Raw genomic sequence first — 20,648 nt, 5'->3', positions numbered from 1 at the left:
ACATGGTGTTCGCTCTGGGTGTCGTGCTGTTCGCCGTGGGAATCGGTGTCTCGATCGCGCTGCACGAGGCTGGACACATGTGGACCGCGAAAGCGCTCGGCATGAAGGTTCGCCGCTACTACATCGGGTTCGGCCCGAAGATCTTCTCCTTCCGTCGCGGGGAGACCGAGTACGGACTCAAAGCCATTCCGGCAGGCGGGTTCTGCGACATCGCCGGTATGACCGCCATCGACGAGCTCGCGCCCGACGAGGTCGAGCGCGCAATGTACCGCCAGAAGACGTGGAAGCGCATCGTCGTCATGGTCGGCGGCATCGCCATGAACTTCGTGCTGGGAATCGTGCTGGTCTACGTGTTGGTGCTCGGCTGGGGCACGCCGGATCGGGTGACGCCGACAACGACGGTCCAGGGCATCGGTTGTGTCAGCACGTCCCAGACCGAGGACGGTGAACTTGCGCCGTGTTCGGGAGACGGTCCGGCTGCCGAAGCTGGACTGCGCACGGGCGACATCATCACTGCGGTGAACGGTCAGCCGACAGAGGCCTGGTCCGACGTCGTTCTCGCCATTCGGGACTCCACCGGGTCGGCCGATCTGACAGTCGATCGCGACGGTGCTTCGCAGACTCTGAGCGTTCCGATCCTTCAGGTTCAGCGCTACGTCGTCGATCCTGAGACCGAAGCGAAGAACTCGACAACCGTGGGAGCGATCGGCGTCACCGGCGGTCCACCGCCGAACATTCGATACAACCCGATCGAAGCGGTGCCCGAGACCTTTGTTTTCACCGGGGACATCTTCGTGCAGACCGGGAAAGCGTTGGTGCAGTTGCCGAGCAAGGTGGAGGCGCTGTGGGATTCGATCTTCGGTGGTGAACGAGGGCTGGACACTCCGATGAGTGTCGTCGGAGCCAGCGTCATCGGTGGCCAGGCCGTGGAAAACGACAACTGGCAGACGTTCGTCGGGCTGCTGGCGTCACTCAACTTCTTCCTCGGTGTGTTCAACATCGTGCCGCTGTTGCCGCTCGATGGTGGCCACATCGCCGTGACGATCTACGAGCGCATCCGCAACATTTTCCGCAACCGTCGCGGCCTGCCCGACGGGGCACCGGTGGACTACATGAAGCTCATGCCCGTCACCTACGTGGTCATCATCGTTTTCATCGGGTTCTCCTTGTTGACGCTCACGGCGGACATCGTCAACCCCATTCAATTGTTCTAAGTAGACTCGACAGTCGTAGCTAGGAAAGAAGGCCACTGTGTCCGTGTCAGTCGGATTGGGAATGCCCGCACCGCCGGTGCCCGTACTCGCGCCACGTCGAAAGACCAGGCAGCTCCAGGTCGGGTCGGTGGGTGTCGGAAGCGAGAGCCCCATCTCGGTGCAATCGATGTGCACCACCAAGACCCACGACATCAACGCCACCCTGCAGCAGATTGCAGAGCTGACGGCGTCGGGTTGCGACATCGTTCGTGTTGCGTGCCCCACACAGGACGACGCCGACGCGCTGTCGATCATCGCCAAGAAGAGCCAGATTCCGGTGATCGCCGACATCCACTTCCAACCGAAGTACATCTTCGCGGCCATCGACGCCGGGTGTGCGGCGGTGCGCGTCAACCCGGGCAACATCAAGGAGTTCGACGGCCGCGTCAAGGAAGTCGCCAAGGCGGCCGGTGACGCGAACATTCCGATCCGCATCGGTGTGAACGCCGGCTCTCTCGACCCGCGGCTGATGAAGAAGTACGGCAAGGCGACACCCGAGGCGCTCGTCGAATCCGCGTTGTGGGAAGCGGGCCTGTTCGAGGAGCACGGTTTCGGCAACATCAAGATCTCGGTCAAGCACAACGACCCCGTCATCATGGTTGCTGCGTACGAGCAGTTGGCGGCGCAGTGCGACTACCCACTGCACCTCGGTGTCACCGAAGCGGGACCGGCTTTCCAGGGGACCATCAAGTCCGCTGTGGCCTTCGGGGCCCTGCTGTCCAAGGGCATCGGCGACACCATCCGAGTTTCCCTGTCGGCACCGCCGGCGGAGGAGATCAAGGTGGGCAACCAGATCTTGCAGTCCTTCAATCTGCGCCCGCGCAAACTCGAAATCGTCTCCTGCCCGTCGTGTGGGCGCGCACAGGTCGACGTCTACACCCTCGCCGACGAGGTGACTGCGGGACTCGAAGGAATGGAGATCCCGCTACGCGTCGCGGTCATGGGCTGCGTCGTGAACGGGCCGGGCGAGGCCCGCGACGCCGACCTCGGTGTCGCGTCGGGCAACGGCAAGGGCCAGATCTTCGTCAAGGGCAAGGTCATCAAGACGGTTCCCGAAGCGCAGATCGTGGAGACGTTGATCGAGGAAGCGATGCGCATCGCCGAGGAGTTCGAGAAGGACGAGATCGCCAGCGGTGGCGCGCCGGTGGTCACCGTCAGCTGAGCGGGTACACCTGTTCGGCGTCCGGTTTGCCGCTCTGCCACCGGGGGAACACATTGTCTGGAATGATTCGCTTCAGAATCGGTGCGTACGCGGTAGGTGGGTCAGGAGGTCGGTAGGTGCTCAAGCTCCTCGGCGCGAAGCCTCTCGGTAATCGGGACGTCGCGCACGTGCTCCGGGTGCTCGACGGGGACCCCGTTGCAACCTGCATGGTTGCCGCGCGCGTGCAGGAATCCGGCCTCGATCCGAGGTCGTTCCACGGCGAGATGTGGAGCAGGGGCGGTCCGGACGAGTCGCTGTGCTTCTACGGTGCGAATCTGGTTCCGTTGCTCGGTTCCAGCGACGATCTTCGTTCCTTCGCGGACCGCGCGTGCCGCGGGCCGCGTCTGTGCTCGTCGTTGGTCGGCAGAGCGGAGTTGACGCTTCCGTTGTGGGAAATGCTCGAGACGGATTGGGGTCCGGCGCGAGAGGTACGCGGTGAGCAACCGTTGTTGGCCACGTCGGTACCGTCGTCCATCTCGCCTGATCCTCTCGTTCGGCTCGTTCGACCCGACGAGCTGGACGTGTATCTGACCGCGGCCGTTGCCATGTTCATCGAAGAGGTCGGCGTCGACCCGCGACTGAACGACGGCGGTAGGGGATACCGGCGTCGGATCGCCAGTCTCATTGCAGCGCAACGTGCCTGGGCCAGATTCGAGGACGGCCGCGTGGTGTTCAAGGCCGAGATCGGCTCGCAGTCCGGGACGGTCGGGCAAATCCAAGGGGTATGGGTGCACCCGGACCGACGCGGGCACGGCCTGGGTGCATCCGGAACGGCGACCGTGGTGAACTCGGTCGTCCGCCAGGGGCGTACTGCGAGCCTGTACGTCAACAGCTTCAACTACGTCGCGCGCCGGGCCTACGCGAAAATCGGTCTGACGCAAGTGGCGACGTTCACCACGGTGCTGCTGGACTGAGAACGGTCGCTCGATCGGCTTGTCCCGAAACGCGATTCGTTGCCGTGGTCGACGCACCGGCCGTATTACGATGGGGCGCAATGAGATCACGTGATGCGACCTGGATGCGCGGACGGCTGGGCGTGGTGACCGTGATCGGTGCCGTCGTCGGTGCCTACCTCACCGGGTGTACTCCCAAGCCCGACGGTCCGGAGCCCGCAGCTCAGGCATTCCTCGCGGCCTTCGAGGCCAACGACATCCCCACGGCCGCCGCCGATACCGACAAGCCGGACGCCGCAGCCACTGCGCTGAGCGAGGCGTGGACCAACCTGCAAGCGGAGGCCCTCGACGCCGAGACGACGTCGGTTCGAGTCGACGGCGACACCGCCACAGTCGGCTACACCTACCGTTGGCAGCTGCCCAAGGATCGGGTGTGGACGTACGACGGCCAACTGAACATGGGTCGGAGTGCAGGAGAGTGGGTGGTGCGGTGGACCGCCTCGGACATCCACCCGAAGCTCGGTGACACGCAGACCATGGCCTTGCGCTCGACGGCTGCACCACGCGCTCGGGTCAACGAGCGCTCCGGCACCGACGTCCTGGTGCCCGGGGTCGTACATCGAATCAAGTTCGACGCGTCGGCCGCGAACAACGTCGTGGCCTCGGCGACGGCGCTGTCGACACTGCTGACACCGTTCGACGCGTCGATCACGGCTCAGTCGATCGTGGAGTCGGCGACTTCCGTCGACGGCGACTACCCGGTGGCGCTGCTGCGAGACAGCGACTTCGAACCCATCTCGGCGGCGCTCACCGAGATTCCAGGAGTCACGGCGTCCGACGAATCGGATCTCGTGTCCACCGACCCCACCTTCGCGCCGGACCTGGTGGGCCAGGTCAAGAAGGCCGTCATCGACGACGTCGACGGCAAGGCCGGCTGGAGCGTGGTGACCAGCAACCGCAACGGCGTCGACATCGACGTCCTCACCGACACCCCGCCCGAGCCGGCACCATCCTTCTCGATCAGCCTCGATCGGAATATTCAGGTCGCGGCCCAACGAGCAGTGAACGCCAGGGCCGAGCAGGCCATGACGGTGGTCATTCAGCCGTCCACCGGGGCCATCCTCGCTGTGGCGCAGAATCCGGCCGCCGATCGGGACGGACCGGTCGCGTCGGCCGGTCTCTACCCACCAGGTTCGACGTTCAAGATCATCACCGCCGGGGCGGCGATCTCCAGCGGACTCGCGACCCCGGGGAGCACCGTTCCGTGCCCCGGTCGTATCGAGATCGGCGAACGAAGCGTCCCCAACTACAACGAGTTCGCCCTCGGTGACGTGACCATGAGCACCGCGTTCACCCGATCGTGCAACACCTCCTTCGCGAAGCTGGCGAGCGAGATGTCGCCCGACGCGTTGACCGTGGCCGCGTCCCAGTTCGGCGTCGGTCCGGACTACGACGTCGTGGGCTTGCCGACCGACTCGGGTTCGGTCCCGCCCGCGGACGAACTCGTCCAGCGCACCGAGGACGGATTCGGCCAGGGCAAGGTGGTCGTCTCGACCTTCGGGATGGCACTGGCCGCCGCGACGGTTGCCCACGGCTCCACACCGGTTCCCAATCTTCTGGTCGGACGGGAAACCGCCATCACCGGCGATCATCCACCGATAGAACCTGCCATGGTCGACGGGTTACGCGGCATGATGCGCTCGGTGGTCACCAGCGGCACCGCAGAGCGCATCGCCGACCAGGGCGAGGTGTACGGCAAGACCGGAGAAGCAGAGGTCGAGGGCGGATCGCACTCGTGGTTCGTCGGTTACCGAGGCGACATCGCCTTCGCGACTTTGGTGGTACGCGGCGGCAGCTCGGACAATGCGGTCGCCGTCACCCGGGAGATGTTCGAGCAGCTTCCGCCGGGGTACTGAGCGCTGCGCCGGTGGGCCGGGTTCAGCCCGACAGCAGCCCGAGTCGACGACACGCGAGAACCGCTTCGTATCGAGTGTGCGAGTCGGTTTTTCGCATCACGCTGCGGAGATAGGACTTGACCGTCTCGGCACCGATCGACAGCCGTGCCGCGACTTCGACGTTGGTGCAACCGAGCGCGACCTGCGAGATGACGTCGATCTCGCGTGGCGTCAATGCCTGCGAGTCGCCGGAGTCGCTGTCCTGGTTCGCCGTCCGACCGAGTGTTGCTGCCAGTCGCGCGGTGACCGCGTCCAGTCTGTGCTTGACCGCCGCGTCTCCGATCGACCGAGCGAGCTCGGCGAGCTCGTCGTGCACACCGCGCAACTCGGCCGTTCGCGAGAGGTGCCCGTCCGACGTGGCCCGCGCACTCTCCATGAGGCGCACCCTGCGGTCGACCTCGTCGCGGATGGCGATCTCCTGACCGAGGCGCCGGGCTGCGGCGGTCATGATGTCGCCGACTCGATCACCGAGGGGGCCGCGTTCTCGCACCGCCGCGTACATCACCATGCGGGCTGCTCCGGCGACGACAACCGGCACCGCCAGGATCGACTTGAGGCCCTCGCCGAGGACCGGCCGGTCGAAGTGGTGGGTGATCGACATCGACGCGCCGTAATCACTGACGGCCGCGGGCCGACGTTGGTCCATGACCCGGCCACCGAGACCGGACCTGGGCGGGATGGCGAGCCCGTCCAGCCCACGCGTGCGGGTGCCGTGAAATTCGCTCAGGTGCAGCGTTTCCGAGGACACTTCCCCGCCGAACACGACGGGCACGGCGGACGTCGCGGCGACCTGGCGTAGTTCGGCGCGAAGGGCATCGCCGTCCCGGGGGCGCAACAGACTGGAATGGACCACGACGCTTCCTTCCTCGGTTCGGGTACGTCGACGGCGAACGTGACCCAGATCATATCCCGTCGCGCGGTTGCGGATTCGGTGGCCTCGACCAGCAGCGCTGGTTCTTCTGGACACGGATGCGACGACTACTCTGGACGGCATGTCTGTCACCGCCGAGAGCAAGCCCCGTCAGCCACTCGTGCCAGGCGTCGTCTCGCCCGTCCTCTCCGTGCCGAAGTCGATCGAGCGACCCGAATACGCGTGGAAGTCGACCGTGAACGAAGGCAGCGAGCCGTGGGTGCAGACCCCCGAGGTCATCGAGAAGATGCGCGTGGCGTCGAAGATCGCGGCTCGCGCTCTGCAGGAAGCGGGCCGGGCCGTGGCACCGGGAGTGACCACCGACGAGCTCGACCGTATTGCACACGAGTACATGGTCGACCACGGCGCTTACCCGTCCACGTTGGGCTACAAGGGTTTTCCGAAATCGTGCTGCACCTCGCTGAACGAGGTCATCTGCCACGGCATCCCCGATTCGACGGTGATCGAGGACGGAGACATCGTCAACATCGACGTCACCGCGTACATCGACGGTGTGCACGGCGACACCAACGCGACGTTCCTGGCGGGTGACGTGTCCGAGGAGGCGCGCCTGCTCGTCGAGCGGACCCACGAAGCGACGATGCGTGCCATCAAGGCGGTCAAGCCGGGGCGCGCCCTGAACGTGGTCGGGCGAGTGATCGAGTCCTATGCGCACCGGTTCGGCTACGGCGTGGTGGAGGACTTCACCGGCCACGGCATCGGCACGACGTTCCACAACGGCCTCGTCGTGCTGCACTACGACCAGCCGTCCGTGGAGACCATCATCGAGCCGGGCATGACGTTCACCATCGAACCGATGATCAACCTGGGCACGATCAACGCCGAGATGTGGGACGACGGCTGGACGGTGGTCACGCACGACAAGAAGTGGACCGCACAGTTCGAGCACACGCTCGTGGTGACCGAGACGGGTTGCGAGATCCTGACACTGCCGTGAGCGGAGCCTGCGGAGTGAACAGAAGTCTGATACTGCCGTGAGCGGAGCCTGCGGAGTGAATAGAAGTGTGAGACTGCCGTGAAAGGCGCTCTGTTGGTCGCCGGCACTACCTCCGATGCAGGCAAGAGTGTGTTGGTCGCCGGCCTGTGCCGGATGCTGGCGCGGCGGGGTGTTCGGGTGGCCCCGTTCAAGGCGCAGAACATGTCGAACAACTCGGTCGTCACGTTGGACGGCGGCGAGATCGGCCGGGCTCAGGCGATGCAGGCGGCCGCCTGTGGCCTCGAGCCCAGCGTGCGGTTCAATCCGGTGTTGCTCAAGCCCGGCAGTGATCGGACGTCGCAGTTGGTGGTGCGCGGGCGTGCGGTGGCCCAGGTGAGTGCGAGCAACTACATCGAACATCGGCAGGCGCTCCGGCATGTGGTCGCCGACGAGTTGTCCTCGCTACGTGCCGAATTCGACGTGGTGATCTGCGAGGGTGCCGGTTCACCGGCCGAGATCAATCTACGCGCCACCGATCTGGCCAACATGGGGTTGGCGAGGGCGGCGTCGCTGCCGGTGATCGTGGTGGGCGACATCGACCGCGGGGGAGTGCTGGCACACCTGTTCGGGACGGTGGCGGTGTTGTCACCCGAGGATCAGGCTCTCGTGGCAGGGTTCGTGATCAACAAGTTTCGGGGTGATCCGGCTCTGTTGGCACCGGGGCTCGACCAGTTGCGGGCGTTGACCGGGCGGCCGACGTACGGAGTCGTTCCGTTCGCCGACGGGTTGTGGATGGACGCGGAGGATTCGCTCGGCACCGTTCCCGATGCGCCCGTCGGCAGGCCCCGTCCTCCGCTCGGCTCGCAGTGGCTGCGGGTGGCGGCGGTGCGATTGCCGAGGATCTCCAACACGACCGATGTCGAGGCGCTGGCGTGCGAGCCCGGAGTGTCGGTGCACTGGGTCACCGAGCCTTCTCGGCTCGAGGATGCGGATTTGGTGGTCGTCCCCGGCAGCAAGTCCACGGTGTCGGATCTGGAATGGTTGCGGCGCACCGGTCTTGCTCGTGCCCTTTCCGAGCGCGCCGCTGCGGGGAGGCCGGTTCTCGGCATCTGCGGCGGTTACCAGATGTTGGGCCGAACCATCTCTGATTCCGTGGAGTCGGGCGTCGGAAGGGTCGAGGGACTGGGATTGCTCGATCTCGACATCGAATTCGCGGCCGAGAAGGTACTCGTGCAGGTGAGTGGTCGTTCCGTCACATTCGGCTCGGATCCCGTGCGGGGGTACGAAATTCACCATGGACGAGTGGTCCGGAACGACGACGATGCGCTGCTGACGACCGCGGGGGGCGTCGGCGAGGGCAGTGTGCGTGGCGGTGTCGTGGGAACTCACTGGCACGGACTCCTCGAATCCGATGATTTCCGTCGATCCTTTCTCGCCTGGGTGGCAGAGAAGGCGGGTCGCGCGGGATTCGAGGTTGCGTCCGACACGTCGGTTGCGGCCCTACGGGAACAGCAGTTGGATCTGCTGGCCGATCTGGTGGACAGCAACATCGATATCGACGCCGTTCTCGATCTGATAGAGAACGGCGTCGACGGCTCGACGAGAAAGATCGTCACGCAGATGCTTTGAGCAAGCCCATCCAACTGACGGTCGAGAAGATCCCGGTGATCACGAGCGGAACGACCACCAGCAGAAGCACGCGTGGGGTGTCGGTGAAGAACGTCCCGACGTCGGGCCACCAGTTCTGCCACGTGATCACGATCGCGCCGCCTCCGAAGACGACGAGGCCGGCGAGTCCGAGCGTGAACAGACCGTTCGTGCGGAAGCGCCGGTAGACGACTCCGACGAACGCCCCGATGGACCCGATCAGCAGTAGCCCGATCACCAGAGTCAGCCACTGCAGGAGCGGGTTGTCGGTGGCGTAGCGGGCCAGACCGAACATGCGGATCTTCAGCCCGAAGCCGCCGGTCGCGGCTTCGACGACCGACAACAGGTAGACGATCGTGCCGAGGGCGACCGATTGTGCTACCCCCACCAGTGCTGTCGCAGTGAGGAATTCGCGACGTGTGATGCTCAGGCTCAGGGCGTACGGGAAGCACTGGGTGATAGCCGTGACGTAGAAGGCAATAGCGAACCCATACACCGAGAACACGCCGCCGCTGAAGCTGAAATCCGAATCGCTTTCCGGAACGACCGAGAAGATGCCGTAGGTGATCACGAACACTGCGACGAGAATTCCCAGGGGCCACGCGAATGTGGTTGCCCAGGAGGTGTTGTGGACCCGAGCTACGTTCAATATTCGCTTCATGACAAGGCCTCCTCGGCGGTGGTCGACTCGTGGATAGATCCGGAATGGGCAGTGGTTCGATCGATGATCAACTGCTGCAACGGAATCGGTTCGATGCTGAGACCGGACGCCACGCCGAGGGATTGCTGGTGATCGTTCAGTCGCCCGTCGATCGTCGCTCGGGCTGTCGAGCCGAGGGCAGTTCTGTGCAAGACTCGATGCTCTGCAGCGAACCGGTCGACGGCCTCGGTCGGACCGGTGATCTCGAATGCTCTCTCGCGCAGATCGTCCGACTCGGCGTCGAGCAGAATTCTTCCCTTGTCGATGAGAATCACGTGCTCGATCAGATTGCTGACCTCGTCTATGAGGTGTGTCGACAGAACGACCGTTCGGGGGTTCTCCGCGTAGTCGGCCAGCAGCCGGTCGTAGAACATGTGTCGTGAGACAACGTCCAGCCCCAGGTAGGGCTCGTCGAAGAAGGTGAGTGGCGCTCGGGACGCGAGACCGATGACGATTCCGAGTGCCGACGTCATCCCGCGAGAGAGCTTCTTGATCTTGCGACCCAACGGGAGGTCGAAATCGCGCAGCAATTCGGCAGCGAAGTCGTTGTCCCAGTGCGGAAGAATGTGGGAGGCCTGCGCAATGGCGTTCTTGACCTTCAGATCGTCGGGATACTTCTGGCTTTCCTTGACGAAGCACACGTGACTCAGAGCGCGTGGGTTCTCCCACGGGCGTTCGCCGAATACCGAGATCTCACCATCACTTTCGCGCATCTGGGCGGTCATCATCTGCATGACGGTGGTCTTGCCTGCTCCGTTGCGGCCGAGGAAGCCGTAGATCTTGTTGCGTTCGATCTCGAAGCTCACGTCGTCGACGGCGGTGAACGAGCCGAACTTCTTGGTCAGGTGTGTGGCCGACGCAACGACGCGGCGGAGTTCGTCGGGCGTACCGATATCGTGGATGCTCATCGCGCTGCCTCCCAGTTGTCGAGCATGGTCTTGAGTTCGTCCACGGTCATTCCGAGCTTGCGTGCCTCGGTGACCAGCGGGTCGATGTACTGACGGGCGAACAGATCGCGTCGACGGAACCGGAGTGCGTCCCGTGCGCCTGTGGTGACGAACATTCCGATCCCTCGTTTCTTGTAGACGACGCCGTCGGCGACGAGCTTCGCGAGCCCTTTGCCCGCTGTGGCCGGATTGATGCGGTGGAACGCGGCGAGCTCGTTGGTGGAGGGAACCTGTTCTTCCTCGGCCAGGGAGCCGTCGATGATCGAGTTCTCGACGAGCTCGGCAATCTGCAGGAAGATCGGCCTGCCCTCGTCCATCAGAGCCACCGCCGCGGCGGCGAGGTTCGGTACCTCACTGGTTCATTACTCATGTAACTAACCATAGGACCGGTGCGTGGTTCTGGCAAGAGGCAGTACCGTCGTCCCCATGGAGTTCACGCATGTGAGTGCTGCGGGCGGGTCTGTTTCGGTACGAGTAGCGGGACCGGACAGTCGGCACGCCGTGCTCCTGTTGCCGGACATCGGCGATTCGGTCGATGTCTACGACTCGGTGAGCGAGCGCTTGCACAACTCGGATCTGAAAACCGTTGCGGTCGAAGACATCGACGGAGTGGGGTACGACGCTGTTCTCGCCTTGCTGGACGAGCTGAAGCTGTCGTGGGTCCACCTCGTCGGGAGCGGTGCCGGTGCGGAATCGGCCTGGAGACTGGCGGCGAAGACTTTCGGTCGGTTTGCCAGCCTCATCGCCGTGGATCGTTGCCACCCGGCGATCGCCGACCATCGGGGCATCGTGCGGGACGCCGATTGCCCCGCAATCGAGTTGCCGACGACGCTGGTCATCGGCAACTCCGAGATGCGTCCGTCCGCCGACAACAGCGGCCGCTTCGTCTACTCGGACTTTCGGGTCGTCGCGCTCGACGGCGTCGAACATGTCGCGGCCGACGCCCCGGCGGCGCTGGCCACGGAGATCGTGCTCCGCACCAGCCCCTGGTGATCGAAACCTACAGGTCGAGGCCCAGGAGGGCGTTCTCGACCACCTCGGGCAGTCCTGGGTGGATCCAGTACTGACCACGGGCCATGTCCTGGGCGGACAGTCCGAAGCTCATCGCCTGGATGAGCGGCTGGATGAGAGTCGGGGCCTGAGCTCCGATGATGTGAGCCCCGAGTATCTTGCCGGTGCCCTTCTCGGCGATGATCTTGCACAGCCCTTCGCTGTCCTCCATCGCCCAGCCGAAGGCGACGTCGCCGTAGTTCTGGACCTTCACCGTGATGTCGAGCCCTGCGTCTCGGGCCTGTTCCTCGGTCATACCCACCTCCGCGATCTGCGGATCGGTGAACACGGCAGCGGGAACGAAGCGGTGATCGTAGGTACGCAACGCGGACGTGTCGCCGTGCCAGGCGTCCTGCAACAGGTTGTGCTGGACGACGCGCGCTTCGTGATTGGCCACATGCTTGAGCTGATACGGCGAGGAGACGTCGCCGAGTGCGAAGACGCCCTCGGCGGTGGTGCGGCCGAATTCGTCGACCACGATGCGGCCCTCGTCGTCCAGCTCGATCCCGGCAGCACCGAGATTCAGTCGGTCGCCGTTGGGCTGGCGGCCGACGGCCACGAGAAACGCGTCTCCGAGGACCTTGGTGCCGTCCGAGAGTTCGACGCCGTGCAGTCCGCCCTCGGAAATCCCGCGCGTGTCACCGGAGTCGAGGTGAACGTCCCACTTGGCCCGGGCGAGCTCGGTGAATCGCTTCGCGATATCGGCATCCAACGCGCGCAGCAGCGAATCCTTGCGGGCGACGATCGACACCTTCGACCCGAGTGCGGAGAAGACGTGCGCGAATTCGGCTGCGATGTAACCGGATCCGAGGATCACGAGGTGTTCGGGCAGTGCCGGTAAACGCATGACGTCGTTGTTGGTGTGGTAGTCGACACCGGAATCTTCGATCGATTGCGGCACGATGGGACGCGAGCCGGCCGCGATGACGATCCGGTCGGCCGTGATGGTCGTGCCGGTTCCGGTGTCGATGGTGCGCGGCCCGGCAAAGCTCGCGTGACCTTGGAACAGCGTCACGTTGGGGCTGCCCTCGGCCCGGTATCGCTTACCGCCCTCGGAGATGGGGTCGATGCGTCCGAAGACCCGCTCGACGATGTCCGGCCAGCGGACCGCGTCGACGTGTGCATCGATGCCGTACTTGGCGGAATCTCGCACGGTACGGGCGACCTCGGCCGCGTAGACATACATCTTGGTGGGGATACAGCCGACGTTGAGGCAGGTTCCGCCGAACGTCGAATTCTCCTCGATCAGGGCGACCTTCTTGTCGTCGAACCTCTGATCGACGATCGAGTTTCCCGAGCCGGAGCCGATGATGACGACGTCGAAGTGCTCAGTCATGAAATGTGTCCGATCTCGGTGTGGTCCTTGCCCGACGCGTGGTCGGTCTTCTCTCCTCGGTGCAACCACTCGAGCCATTCGTCCATTTCCTCGAAGGCCTGGGCGCGAGGGCCCTCGGTGGACAGGAAGACGTCGTGGCGTGCGCCCTCGATGGGGACGATGGAGGTTCGATCACCCAGGCAGCCGGCCCAACGGGCGATCTGCCGGACGTCGAGAACGGCATCGGCCGCGTCGACGGCCGAGCTGTAGCGGCGAGAGAAATGCGTCACTTTCGAGCGAAGGATCAGCGAGGGAATTCCGATATCGAGGCCGCGGTGCAGCTCGGCATGCCCGTGCCGGACCGCACGGATCCAGCCGAAGGTGATGGGGAAGCCGGCGAGGGGTTTCCAGTCCAGGTCGTAATCCCACTCGCCCTGCTCCGATGCCGCGAGGGAAAGGCCGTAGGTGTCCAAGCCGCCCCCGGGAACCGGGGTCTTGGCCCGGAATCTTCCGATGACGTCGATCGCCGCGGTACCGACGCTACGTATCGCAGGCGGGCCCTGCAGGTCGAACCAGGGGCTGTTGAGGACGACGCCTGCCAGGCCCAACCCGGACGAGCCGCCTTCCTGACGGTTGAGACGGTTGAGCCACAGCGGCAACACGAGGCCACCGGTGGAGTGCGCCATCAGCAGCACCGGCGCGTCCGCGCGCTCGGCGCGCACCAGGCTCAGCGCCTCGTTCAGCTCGGCGTCGTACATCGCCAGATCGGTCACGAAGTGTGCAGTCTGGCCCTCACGGCGCGATCGTCCACATTTGCGCAGGTCGAGCGCGTAGAACGCGTATCCCTTGGCGGCGAAATGCTCGGCGATGTGTCGCTGGAAGAAGTAGTCGGTGAATCCGTGGACATAGATCACCGCGCGGTCGAAGTTGGCGACACCCGGCGGTTGATACCGCACCAGAGTGGCCTCGACCTGGCCCTCGCCGTCCGGATCGTCTCCGAGTGGGATGGTCGTCTGTTCGTAGCCGTCGCCGAGGACATCGGGAACCCAGGTAGTCACAGATCACAACTGTAGTGGGCGCCGCCGACAGCGTCCGAGGAGCACAATCGAGAGCAGGTTGACGTGGTGTCCGATGGGGTAGGCCCAGCTAGTAACCTGACCGCATCGGGTGAGTAACCCTCTACAGAAGAGTTCTCGGACCGATACCGCCACCGGCCGAGACCTTTACAGACAAGGAAGTCGATTCTCCAGTGTCCACAGATGAGCAGGGTAAGCGGATCAAGACCGACGTCGTTCTGGTCGGTGCCGGAATCATGAGCGCCACCCTCGGTGCGCTGCTCCGTCAGCTCGAGCCGAACTGGTCGATCGACGTCTACGAACGTCTCGACGCCGCAGCGGCCGAGAGCAGCGACGCGTGGAACAACGCAGGCACCGGGCATTCGGCGCTCTGCGAGCTCAACTACACGCCGCAGAACAAGGACGGCAGCGTCGATATCGCCAAGGCGCTCAACGTCAACGAGCAGTTCCAGGTCTCGCGGCAGTTCTGGGCCCACGGCATCGAAACCGGCGTCCTCTCCGACGCCAAGAACTTCATCAACCCGATCCCGCACGTGAGCTTCGTGCACGGCGAGGACAACGTGAAGTACCTGCGGGCGCGCTACGAGGCGCTCGTCGGCAACCCCCTGTTCGCCGGCATGGAGTACATCGATTCCAAGGACGAGTTCACCGCGCGACTGCCGCTGATGGCTCGTGGCCGTGACTTCTCCGATCCCGTTGCGCTCAACTGGAGTCAGGAAGGCACCGATGTCGACTTCGGTGCACTCACCAAGCAGCTGCTGAACTACCTGTCCGCGGCGGGTGGCACCGTGCACTTCGGGCACGATGTGCGCAACATCACCAAGCAGTCCGACGGCACGTGGGACGTCAAGGTGGCGAACCAGCGCACCGGTGCCAAGAAGACCGTCAACGCCAAGTTCGTGTTCGTCGGGGCGGGCGGCGGCGCGCTGCACCTGCTGCAGAAGTCGGGCATCGCCGAGATCAAGGGCTTCGGCGGATTCCCCGTCAGCGGCGAATGGCTGCGGTGCACCAACCCCGAACTGATCGAGCAGCACTCGGCCAAGGTGTACGGAAAGGCCTCGGTGGGAGCACCGCCGATGTCGGTGCCGCACCTCGACACGCGCGTCATCAACGGCCAGCAGGGATTGTTGTTCGGACCGTACGCGGGATGGTCACCGAAGTTCCTCAAGCAGGGCAAGATCACCGATCTGCCCGGCTCGGTCAAGCCGGGCAACCTGATGTCGATGCTCGGCGTCGGCGTGACCGAGCTCGGGCTCGTGAAGTACCTGGTGAGCGAGTTGGCTCAGTCGCAGGCCGATCGGGTCGAGACTCTGCGGGAGTTCGCGCCGACCGTCGTCGCCAAGGACTGGGAGCTGGTCACGGCCGGTCAGCGTGTGCAGGTGATCCGGAAGAAGGGACGCGGTGGCGTTCTCGAGTTCGGTACCGCTGTGGTCAACGCTGCCGACGGCAGCATCGCGGGCCTGCTCGGTGCCTCTCCCGGCGCATCGACAGCCGTACCGGCCATGCTGGACGTGCTGCAGCGGTGCTTCGGAGACAAGTACGACGCGTGGCAGCCCAAGCTCAAGGAAATGGTCCCGTCCCTGGGGGTCAAACTGGCTCAGAACAGCTCGCTGTTCGACGAGGTCTGGGCCTGGACCTCGAAGACGCTGGAGCTGGAAAGTTCGCGTGAGCTCGCACAGCACACGGGTGTGTGATAGCAAAAGGTATGAATACGCAAGCAGCAGCTCTCAAACGATCGTGGGCACTAGACCTGTCCAACAGCACGTTGTACGACCTGTTGAAGCTGCGTGTCGAGGTGTTCGTGGTCGAGCAGGCCTGCGCCTATCCGGAGTTGGACGGACGCGACCTGCTGACCGAGACGCGGCACTTCTGGCTCGAACGAGACGGTGAAGTGGTGTGCACTCTGCGTCTGCTCGAAGAGCACGACGACGGCGAGAAGGCGTTCCGTATCGGCCGCCTGTGCACCCAGCGTTCGGCCAGGGGACAGGGACACACCACGCGAATTCTGCGGGCCGCCCTGGCCGAGGTCGGTTCGGCACCGTGCCGGATCAACGCGCAGAGCTACCTCGTCGACATGTACGCCAAGCACGGCTTCCTGCCCGACGGCGAGGAAGTACTCGAGGACGGTATTCCGCACACTCCGATGCGTCGCGGTGGCGGCACCGCTTGGAGCGAGGCGTAACAGCCCGTTCGGATCCGAAGCTACGAATGCCACACACGTCCAGGCGTGTGTGGCATTCGTTCGTTCGGCGGTAGTGTTCCGTTCGAAGTCGAGTGCGGAGAAGTCCTGTGAGAATCAGGCGCGGTCCCGCCACTGTGATCAGGAGTGTTCTCCTGTCAGCCAGATCGCCGCCCGGCTTCGTGTAGTCCACCGAACGCTCGGCGCGGAACTCCGAGCACGAAGGGAATTGGTTGTGCAGCGAGAGAGCAGTGTCCCCGAACCGGGGTATCCGTTCAGTGCGATCGTCGGTCAGGATCAGCTGCGGTTGTCGTTGATTCTGTGCGCGGTGCACCCCGGTATCGGCGGTGTGCTGGTGCGCGGCGAGAAGGGGACCGCGAAATCGACGGTGGTTCGGGCGCTCGCAACTCTGCTGCCTGCCGTCGAGGACGAGGATGGTGCCCGCCCGGCCAAGCTGGTCGAGCTTCCGGTGGGAGCGACCGAGGACCGCGTGGTGGGGTCCATCGACCTCGAGAAGGTACTGCGTGACGGGGAACGAGCATTCCAACCCGGCCTGCTCGCAGCGGCACACCGCGGCGTTCTCTACGTCGACGAAGTGAACCTGTTGCACGACCACCTCGTGGACGTCCTGCTCGACGCGGCGGCGATGGGTCGCGTACACGTCGAACGAGACGGCGTATCGCATTCTCACCCAGCACAATTCGTCCTCGTGGGCACGATGAATCCCGAGGAGGGTGAGCTCCGGCCACAGTTGCTCGACCGATTCGGTCTGGCGGTCGAGGTCACCGCGTCGCGTGATGTGGACGTGCGCATGAATGTCGTGCGCAGGCGTATGAACTACGAGCGTGATCCCCACGCGTTCGCGGCAGCGTACGTCGACGAGGACGCCGCCTTTGCAGCGCAGATCGTGGCTGCACGCACGATCCTCGATGATGTGGTGTTGAGCGACAAGGAACTTCGGCGCATCGCCGCGCTGTGCGCATCGTTCGACGTCGACGGTATGCGCGCAGACCTGGTGGTCGCGCGTACGGCCTCGGCCCACGCCGCGTGGCGAGGCGCGAGCGAGGTGACCGAGGAGGACGTGCGCGTCGCGGCCGAATTGGCGCTACCGCACAGGCGTCGACGCGACCCCTTCGACGAGCCGGGTATAGACGACAAGCAGCTCGACGACGCCATGCGCGACGCCGCCGAACAGGCCGAGCAGCAACCCGATCCCGAGCCGGAGCCGGATCCCGACGGTGATGGAGGAGCACCGAAGCCCGACGCGGCCGAAACTCCCGACGCGCCGTCGAGTACGGAATCCGACACGCCGCAGGAACCGGCCGACAGCCAGGAAAAGGCCCCGACCGGTGCGGGCAGCGATCGGCAGGCGGGAACACCGGGCGCGCAGTTCAAGGCGCGGCTCATCGAGCTTCCCGGGGTCGGTGAAGGTGCTCCGGGTAGGCGCTCGCGGTCGAGGTCCTCGTACGGACGGTCGGTTCGTCCCACCGTCGAACCGGGCCGGGGTCTGCATCTGATCGGTACGTTGTTCGCGGCAGCCGAGCAGCAGGTGGTGCGTGGGCGCACGTCCGGGCGGCTGCGACTGGCGCCCGAGGACCTGCGCGGAGCCGTCAAGGAGGGGCGCGAGGGCAACCTCATCGTCTTCGTCGTCGACGCGTCGGGATCCATGGCTGCGCGAGACCGACTGTCGGCGGTGACGGGTGCGGTGCTCTCACTGCTCCGTGACGCCTATCAACGGCGCGACAAGGTCGCGGTCATCACCGTGCGCGGCACCGAGGCCGAGACAGTACTGCCGCCGACGTCCTCGGTCGATGTCGCTGTGACGCGGCTGCGAAAGATGAAGACCGGGGGCAAGTCTCCGTTGGCGCAGGGATTCCTGACCGCGCGAGAGTTGGTGCTGCGCGAGAAGGTTCGAGACCCGCTGCGGCGCGCGTTGGTGGTCGCTCTGACGGATGGGCGTGCCACGGGCGGCACCGATCCCGTCGGTCGGGCGCGAATCGCCGCCGGCCGCATCGCGGCGGACAAGATCGCGTCGGTCGTCGTCGACTGCGAGTCGGGCATGGTGCGCCTGGGATTGGCCGCGGACTTCGCCGGCTGTCTCGGAGGCGGATACGTGGCGCTCGCGGACCTGTCGGCCGAGCAGGTCACCGCCGTCGTTCGCGCAGCGGCGTAGGGGGACACGCGATGCCACAGGGAGTACCTGCTCCGGGAACCGTTCCGGAGGACGGCCTCACGACTCGTCAGCGCCGCAATCTGCCGGTGCTCGCCGTCCACACCGGTCCCGGTAAAGGGAAATCGACCGCTGCGTTCGGAATGGCGTTGCGGGCCTGGAACCAGGGTTTCGACGTCGGCGTGTTCCAGTTCGTCAAGAGTGCGAAGTGGAAGGTGGGCGAGGAAGCGGCGTTTCGTGCTCTGGGCGACGCGCACGAGAGCACCGGAATCGGAGGCGCTGTCGAATGGCACAAGATGGGGGAGGGGTGGTCGTGGACTCGCAAGAAGGGCAGCGAGGTCGACCACGCCGACGCCGCGGCCGAAGGCTGGCGTGAGATCGCACGGCGCATCGAGCAGCAATCCCATCGCTTCTACGTGTTGGACGAATTCACCTATCCACTCAAGTGGGGCTGGGTCGACGTCGCGGAGGTGGTCGAGGTGCTGACACATCGGCCGGGCAACCAACATGTCGTCATCACCGGCCGCGACGCTCCGCCGGAGTTGATCGCGGCCGCCGACCTCGTCACCGAGATGACCAAGGTCAAGCACCCGATGGATGCGGGTCGCAAAGGGCAGCGGGGCATCGAATGGTGAACCGGTCGTGTCCGGCCGTGGTGATCGCGGCACCCGCGTCGGGCAGCGGAAAGACGACGGTCGCCACCGGACTGATGGGTGCCCTGCGCGGTGCCGGCCGTCGGGTCGCTCCGTTCAAGGTCGGCCCGGACTACATCGATCCCGGTTACCACTCGCTCGCCGCGGGCCTGCCCGGTCGAAATCTCGACGCGGTCATGGTCGGTGCCGACCGCATCGGCCCACTGTTTCTGCACGGCAGCAGCGGCTGCGACATCGCGGTGGTCGAAGGCGTCATGGGCCTGTTCGACGGCAAGATCGACATGACCGGTCCGGGGGAGGCGTCCGCCGAGGGCTCGACCGCGCGAGTGGCGGCCATGCTCGGCGCGCCGGTGGTGCTCGTGGTCGACGCACGCGGGCACAGTCAATCCCTCGCCGCCGTGCTGCACGGATTCTCCACCTACGACTCGAGTGTGCGGATCGGCGGTGTGATTCTCAACCGCGTCGGCAGTGATCGGCACGAACAGGTGCTCCGTCAGGCCTGCGAACGAGTGGGTGTTCCGGTTCTGGGCTCCCTGCCGAGGATGAGTGAATTGGTCGTTCCGTCACGGCATCTGGGGCTGATCACCGCGGTGGAGCACGGCGGTGCCGCTACCGATGCGGTCGACGCGATGAGTGCATTGGTCGCACAGTTCGTGGACATCGAGGCGGTCGAGGCTCTGGCGCGTTCGTCGGTGCCCGTCCCGGCCTGGAACCCTGCGCTCGAGGTCGGACCGTCCGGCGGCGCACCGGTGATCGCTGTCGCCGGCGGCCCGGCGTTCACCTTCGGCTACACCGAGCACGTCGAACTGCTTCGGGCCGCCGGCGCAGATGTTGCGGTCTTCGATCCGCTGCGCGACGGATTACCCTCGGGCACAGCAGGAGTGGTGCTCCCCGGCGGCTTCCCGGAAGAGCATGCCGCCGCCCTCGCGGCGAACGAAGTGCTCCTCGCCGATATCAGGACAGCGGCGGCCCGCGGATTGCCGATACATGCCGAATGCGCCGGGTTGCTCTATCTCGCAAGGAGATTGGACGGCCACGCCATGGCCGGAGTGGTCGACGTCGACGCGGAATTCGGGAACACGCTCACCCTCGGATACCGCGATGCCGTCGCCCTCGAATCGTCGACGCTGTTCGACGCGGGTAGTCGCGTCACCGGCCACGAATTCCACCGAACGAAACTGGTGGACGTCCGAGAGAGCGCACCGGCGGCGTGGGGTTGGCACAAGCATGGGGTCGACGGCAGAACCGCCGCCCGCGAGGGTTTCGTGCAGGGTGGTGTCCACGCGTCGTATCTGCACACACACGCGGCGGGAAACCCCGAGTCGATCACTCGATTCGTCGCTGCCGCACACGATTACGCGTGCGTGTGAGGCGCGGCGTCGTCATCGGAATCGGCGCCAGAGCCGGGGTCGGACCCGACGAGGTACTGCGGGCGATCACCGAGGTGATGCACGAGAACTGGTCGGTGGTGAGCATCGCATCGATCGACCGAAAAGCAGAACTGGTGGCAGCGATCGCGTCGAGAATGGGTGTTCGAGGAGCGACGTTCTCGGCGTCGGACCTGTCTGCAGTCGTCACCGAATCCGGGTCGGACCGGGTGCGAGACGCAGTCGGTACTGCCAGCGTCGCGGAAGCGTCGGCTCTGTTGGCCGGCTCGGCGCGGCGGCTGCTGGTTTCGAAGGCAGTCGGGGCCACCGTGGTCGTCGCGGTGGCCGCGACGGACGAAGAACCGGCGGATCCGCCGCACTGACTGGCGAAAGCG

The 20,648-nt window shown here is 65.2% G+C and carries 19 protein-coding genes and 1 riboswitch; of the genes, 13 read left to right on the top strand and 6 right to left on the bottom strand.

From position 1 onward, the window contains the following. The first annotated feature begins 2 nt into the window (after window positions 1–2). The 4 genes from J1M81_RS08305 (at window position 3) to J1M81_RS08290 (ending at window position 5,263) form a co-directional block, all read left to right on the top strand. A complete protein-coding gene (locus tag J1M81_RS08305; protein WP_032372620.1) occupies window positions 3–1,214 on the top strand; it encodes an RIP metalloprotease in 1,212 nt (403 codons plus the stop codon). Window positions 1,215–1,275: 61 nt separating this feature from the next. After that, complete coding sequence (ispG, locus tag J1M81_RS08300) at window positions 1,276–2,415, top strand: flavodoxin-dependent (E)-4-hydroxy-3-methylbut-2-enyl-diphosphate synthase (protein ID WP_032370959.1); 1,140 nt, start codon at window positions 1,276–1,278, stop codon at window positions 2,413–2,415. Between the two features lie 116 nt (window positions 2,416–2,531). Continuing rightward, window positions 2,532–3,368 carry a GNAT family N-acetyltransferase gene (locus J1M81_RS08295; RefSeq protein WP_206497919.1) on the top strand — a complete coding sequence of 279 codons (837 nt, stop codon included), beginning with the start codon at window positions 2,532–2,534 and terminating at the stop codon, window positions 3,366–3,368. Window positions 3,369–3,472: 104 nt separating this feature from the next. Further along, complete coding sequence (locus J1M81_RS08290; RefSeq protein ID WP_155289462.1) at window positions 3,473–5,263, top strand: penicillin-binding transpeptidase domain-containing protein; 1,791 nt, start codon at window positions 3,473–3,475, stop codon at window positions 5,261–5,263. 22 nt (window positions 5,264–5,285) lie between these two features. Here the strand turns inward: J1M81_RS08290 and J1M81_RS08285 are convergent, their stop codons facing one another. Then, window positions 5,286–6,155, bottom strand: coding sequence for a LuxR C-terminal-related transcriptional regulator (locus tag J1M81_RS08285; RefSeq protein ID WP_032370795.1), 870 nt, complete (start codon window positions 6,153–6,155; stop codon window positions 5,286–5,288). 139 nt (window positions 6,156–6,294) lie between these two features. On the opposite strand from J1M81_RS08285, the gene map reads away from it, so the two are divergent. Together map and J1M81_RS08275 are read left to right on the top strand one after the other, a co-directional pair. Beyond that, window positions 6,295–7,170: a type I methionyl aminopeptidase gene (gene map, locus J1M81_RS08280; protein WP_045841850.1), complete on the top strand. Its 876-nt coding sequence runs from the start codon at window positions 6,295–6,297 to the stop codon at window positions 7,168–7,170. Window positions 7,171–7,248: 78 nt separating this feature from the next. Then, window positions 7,249–8,778, top strand: a complete 1,530-nt coding sequence (locus tag J1M81_RS08275) for a cobyric acid synthase (RefSeq protein ID WP_032372619.1) — start codon at window positions 7,249–7,251, stop codon at window positions 8,776–8,778. Here the strand turns inward: J1M81_RS08275 and J1M81_RS08270 are convergent. Genes J1M81_RS08270 through J1M81_RS08260 form a run of 3 tightly spaced genes read right to left on the bottom strand, consistent with a single transcriptional unit; the run spans window position 8,762 to window position 10,763 of the window. Then, entirely contained in the window at window positions 8,762–9,457 is a 696-nt protein-coding gene (locus J1M81_RS08270; RefSeq protein WP_027496720.1) for a hypothetical protein, read from the bottom strand. The genes J1M81_RS08275 and J1M81_RS08270 overlap by 17 nt on opposite strands. Then, the gene (locus J1M81_RS08265) at window positions 9,454–10,404 is read right to left on the bottom strand and encodes an ABC transporter ATP-binding protein (protein ID WP_206497918.1); all 951 of its coding nucleotides are present in this window, start codon (window positions 10,402–10,404) and stop codon (window positions 9,454–9,456) included. Before J1M81_RS08265 ends, J1M81_RS08270 begins: the two co-directional genes overlap by 4 nt. Then, a complete protein-coding gene (locus J1M81_RS08260) occupies window positions 10,401–10,763 on the bottom strand; it encodes a GntR family transcriptional regulator (protein WP_027496722.1) in 363 nt (120 codons plus the stop codon). The genes J1M81_RS08265 and J1M81_RS08260 overlap by 4 nt, the downstream gene beginning before the upstream one ends. A gap of 106 nt (window positions 10,764–10,869) precedes the next feature. Here J1M81_RS08260 and J1M81_RS08255 point away from each other — a divergent pair, with 106 nt between their 5' ends. Beyond that, window positions 10,870–11,436: an alpha/beta fold hydrolase gene (locus tag J1M81_RS08255; protein ID WP_206497917.1), complete on the top strand. Its 567-nt coding sequence runs from the start codon at window positions 10,870–10,872 to the stop codon at window positions 11,434–11,436. Window positions 11,437–11,443: 7 nt separating this feature from the next. Here J1M81_RS08255 and mtr read toward each other — a convergent pair whose 3' ends face one another. Then, window positions 11,444–12,829 carry a mycothione reductase gene (gene mtr / locus J1M81_RS08250; protein WP_206497916.1) on the bottom strand — a complete coding sequence of 462 codons (1,386 nt, stop codon included), beginning with the start codon at window positions 12,827–12,829 and terminating at the stop codon, window positions 11,444–11,446. Further along, entirely contained in the window at window positions 12,826–13,866 is a 1,041-nt protein-coding gene (locus tag J1M81_RS08245; protein ID WP_032383400.1) for an alpha/beta hydrolase, read from the bottom strand. The genes mtr and J1M81_RS08245 overlap by 4 nt, the downstream gene beginning before the upstream one ends. Window positions 13,867–14,057: 191 nt before the next feature. On the opposite strand from J1M81_RS08245, the gene mqo reads away from it, so the two are divergent. The 6 genes from mqo (at window position 14,058) to J1M81_RS08215 (ending at window position 20,636) form a co-directional block, all read left to right on the top strand. After that, the gene (gene mqo / locus J1M81_RS08240; RefSeq protein WP_027496726.1) at window positions 14,058–15,578 is read left to right on the top strand and encodes a malate dehydrogenase (quinone); all 1,521 of its coding nucleotides are present in this window, start codon (window positions 14,058–14,060) and stop codon (window positions 15,576–15,578) included. A gap of 11 nt (window positions 15,579–15,589) precedes the next feature. Beyond that, on the top strand, window positions 15,590–16,066 hold the full coding sequence (locus J1M81_RS08235; protein ID WP_027496727.1) for a GNAT family N-acetyltransferase: 477 nt from the start codon (window positions 15,590–15,592) through the stop codon (window positions 16,064–16,066). Window positions 16,067–16,117: 51 nt separating this feature from the next. Further along, window positions 16,118–16,253, top strand: a riboswitch (cobalamin riboswitch). A gap of 45 nt (window positions 16,254–16,298) precedes the next feature. Further along, on the top strand, window positions 16,299–18,236 hold the full coding sequence (locus J1M81_RS08230; RefSeq protein ID WP_371831402.1) for a magnesium chelatase subunit D family protein: 1,938 nt from the start codon (window positions 16,299–16,301) through the stop codon (window positions 18,234–18,236). Between the two features lie 11 nt (window positions 18,237–18,247). Next, window positions 18,248–18,868 carry a cob(I)yrinic acid a,c-diamide adenosyltransferase gene (gene cobO / locus J1M81_RS08225; protein WP_027496729.1) on the top strand — a complete coding sequence of 207 codons (621 nt, stop codon included), beginning with the start codon at window positions 18,248–18,250 and terminating at the stop codon, window positions 18,866–18,868. Beyond that, window positions 18,862–20,256, top strand: a complete 1,395-nt coding sequence (locus J1M81_RS08220; RefSeq protein ID WP_206497914.1) for a cobyrinate a,c-diamide synthase — start codon at window positions 18,862–18,864, stop codon at window positions 20,254–20,256. Before cobO ends, J1M81_RS08220 begins: the two co-directional genes overlap by 7 nt. Further along, on the top strand, window positions 20,247–20,636 hold the full coding sequence (locus J1M81_RS08215; RefSeq protein ID WP_051365125.1) for a cobalamin biosynthesis protein: 390 nt from the start codon (window positions 20,247–20,249) through the stop codon (window positions 20,634–20,636). Before J1M81_RS08220 ends, J1M81_RS08215 begins: the two co-directional genes overlap by 10 nt. Window positions 20,637–20,648: the final 12 nt, after the last annotated feature.

It is taken from the genome of Rhodococcus sp. KRD175, assembly GCF_017168275.1.
GTDB classification, from domain to species: domain Bacteria; phylum Actinomycetota; class Actinomycetes; order Mycobacteriales; family Mycobacteriaceae; genus Rhodococcoides; species Rhodococcoides fascians.
Note: the sequence above shows the minus strand (reverse complement) of the source record. Positions and strands in the feature narration are given on the sequence as shown.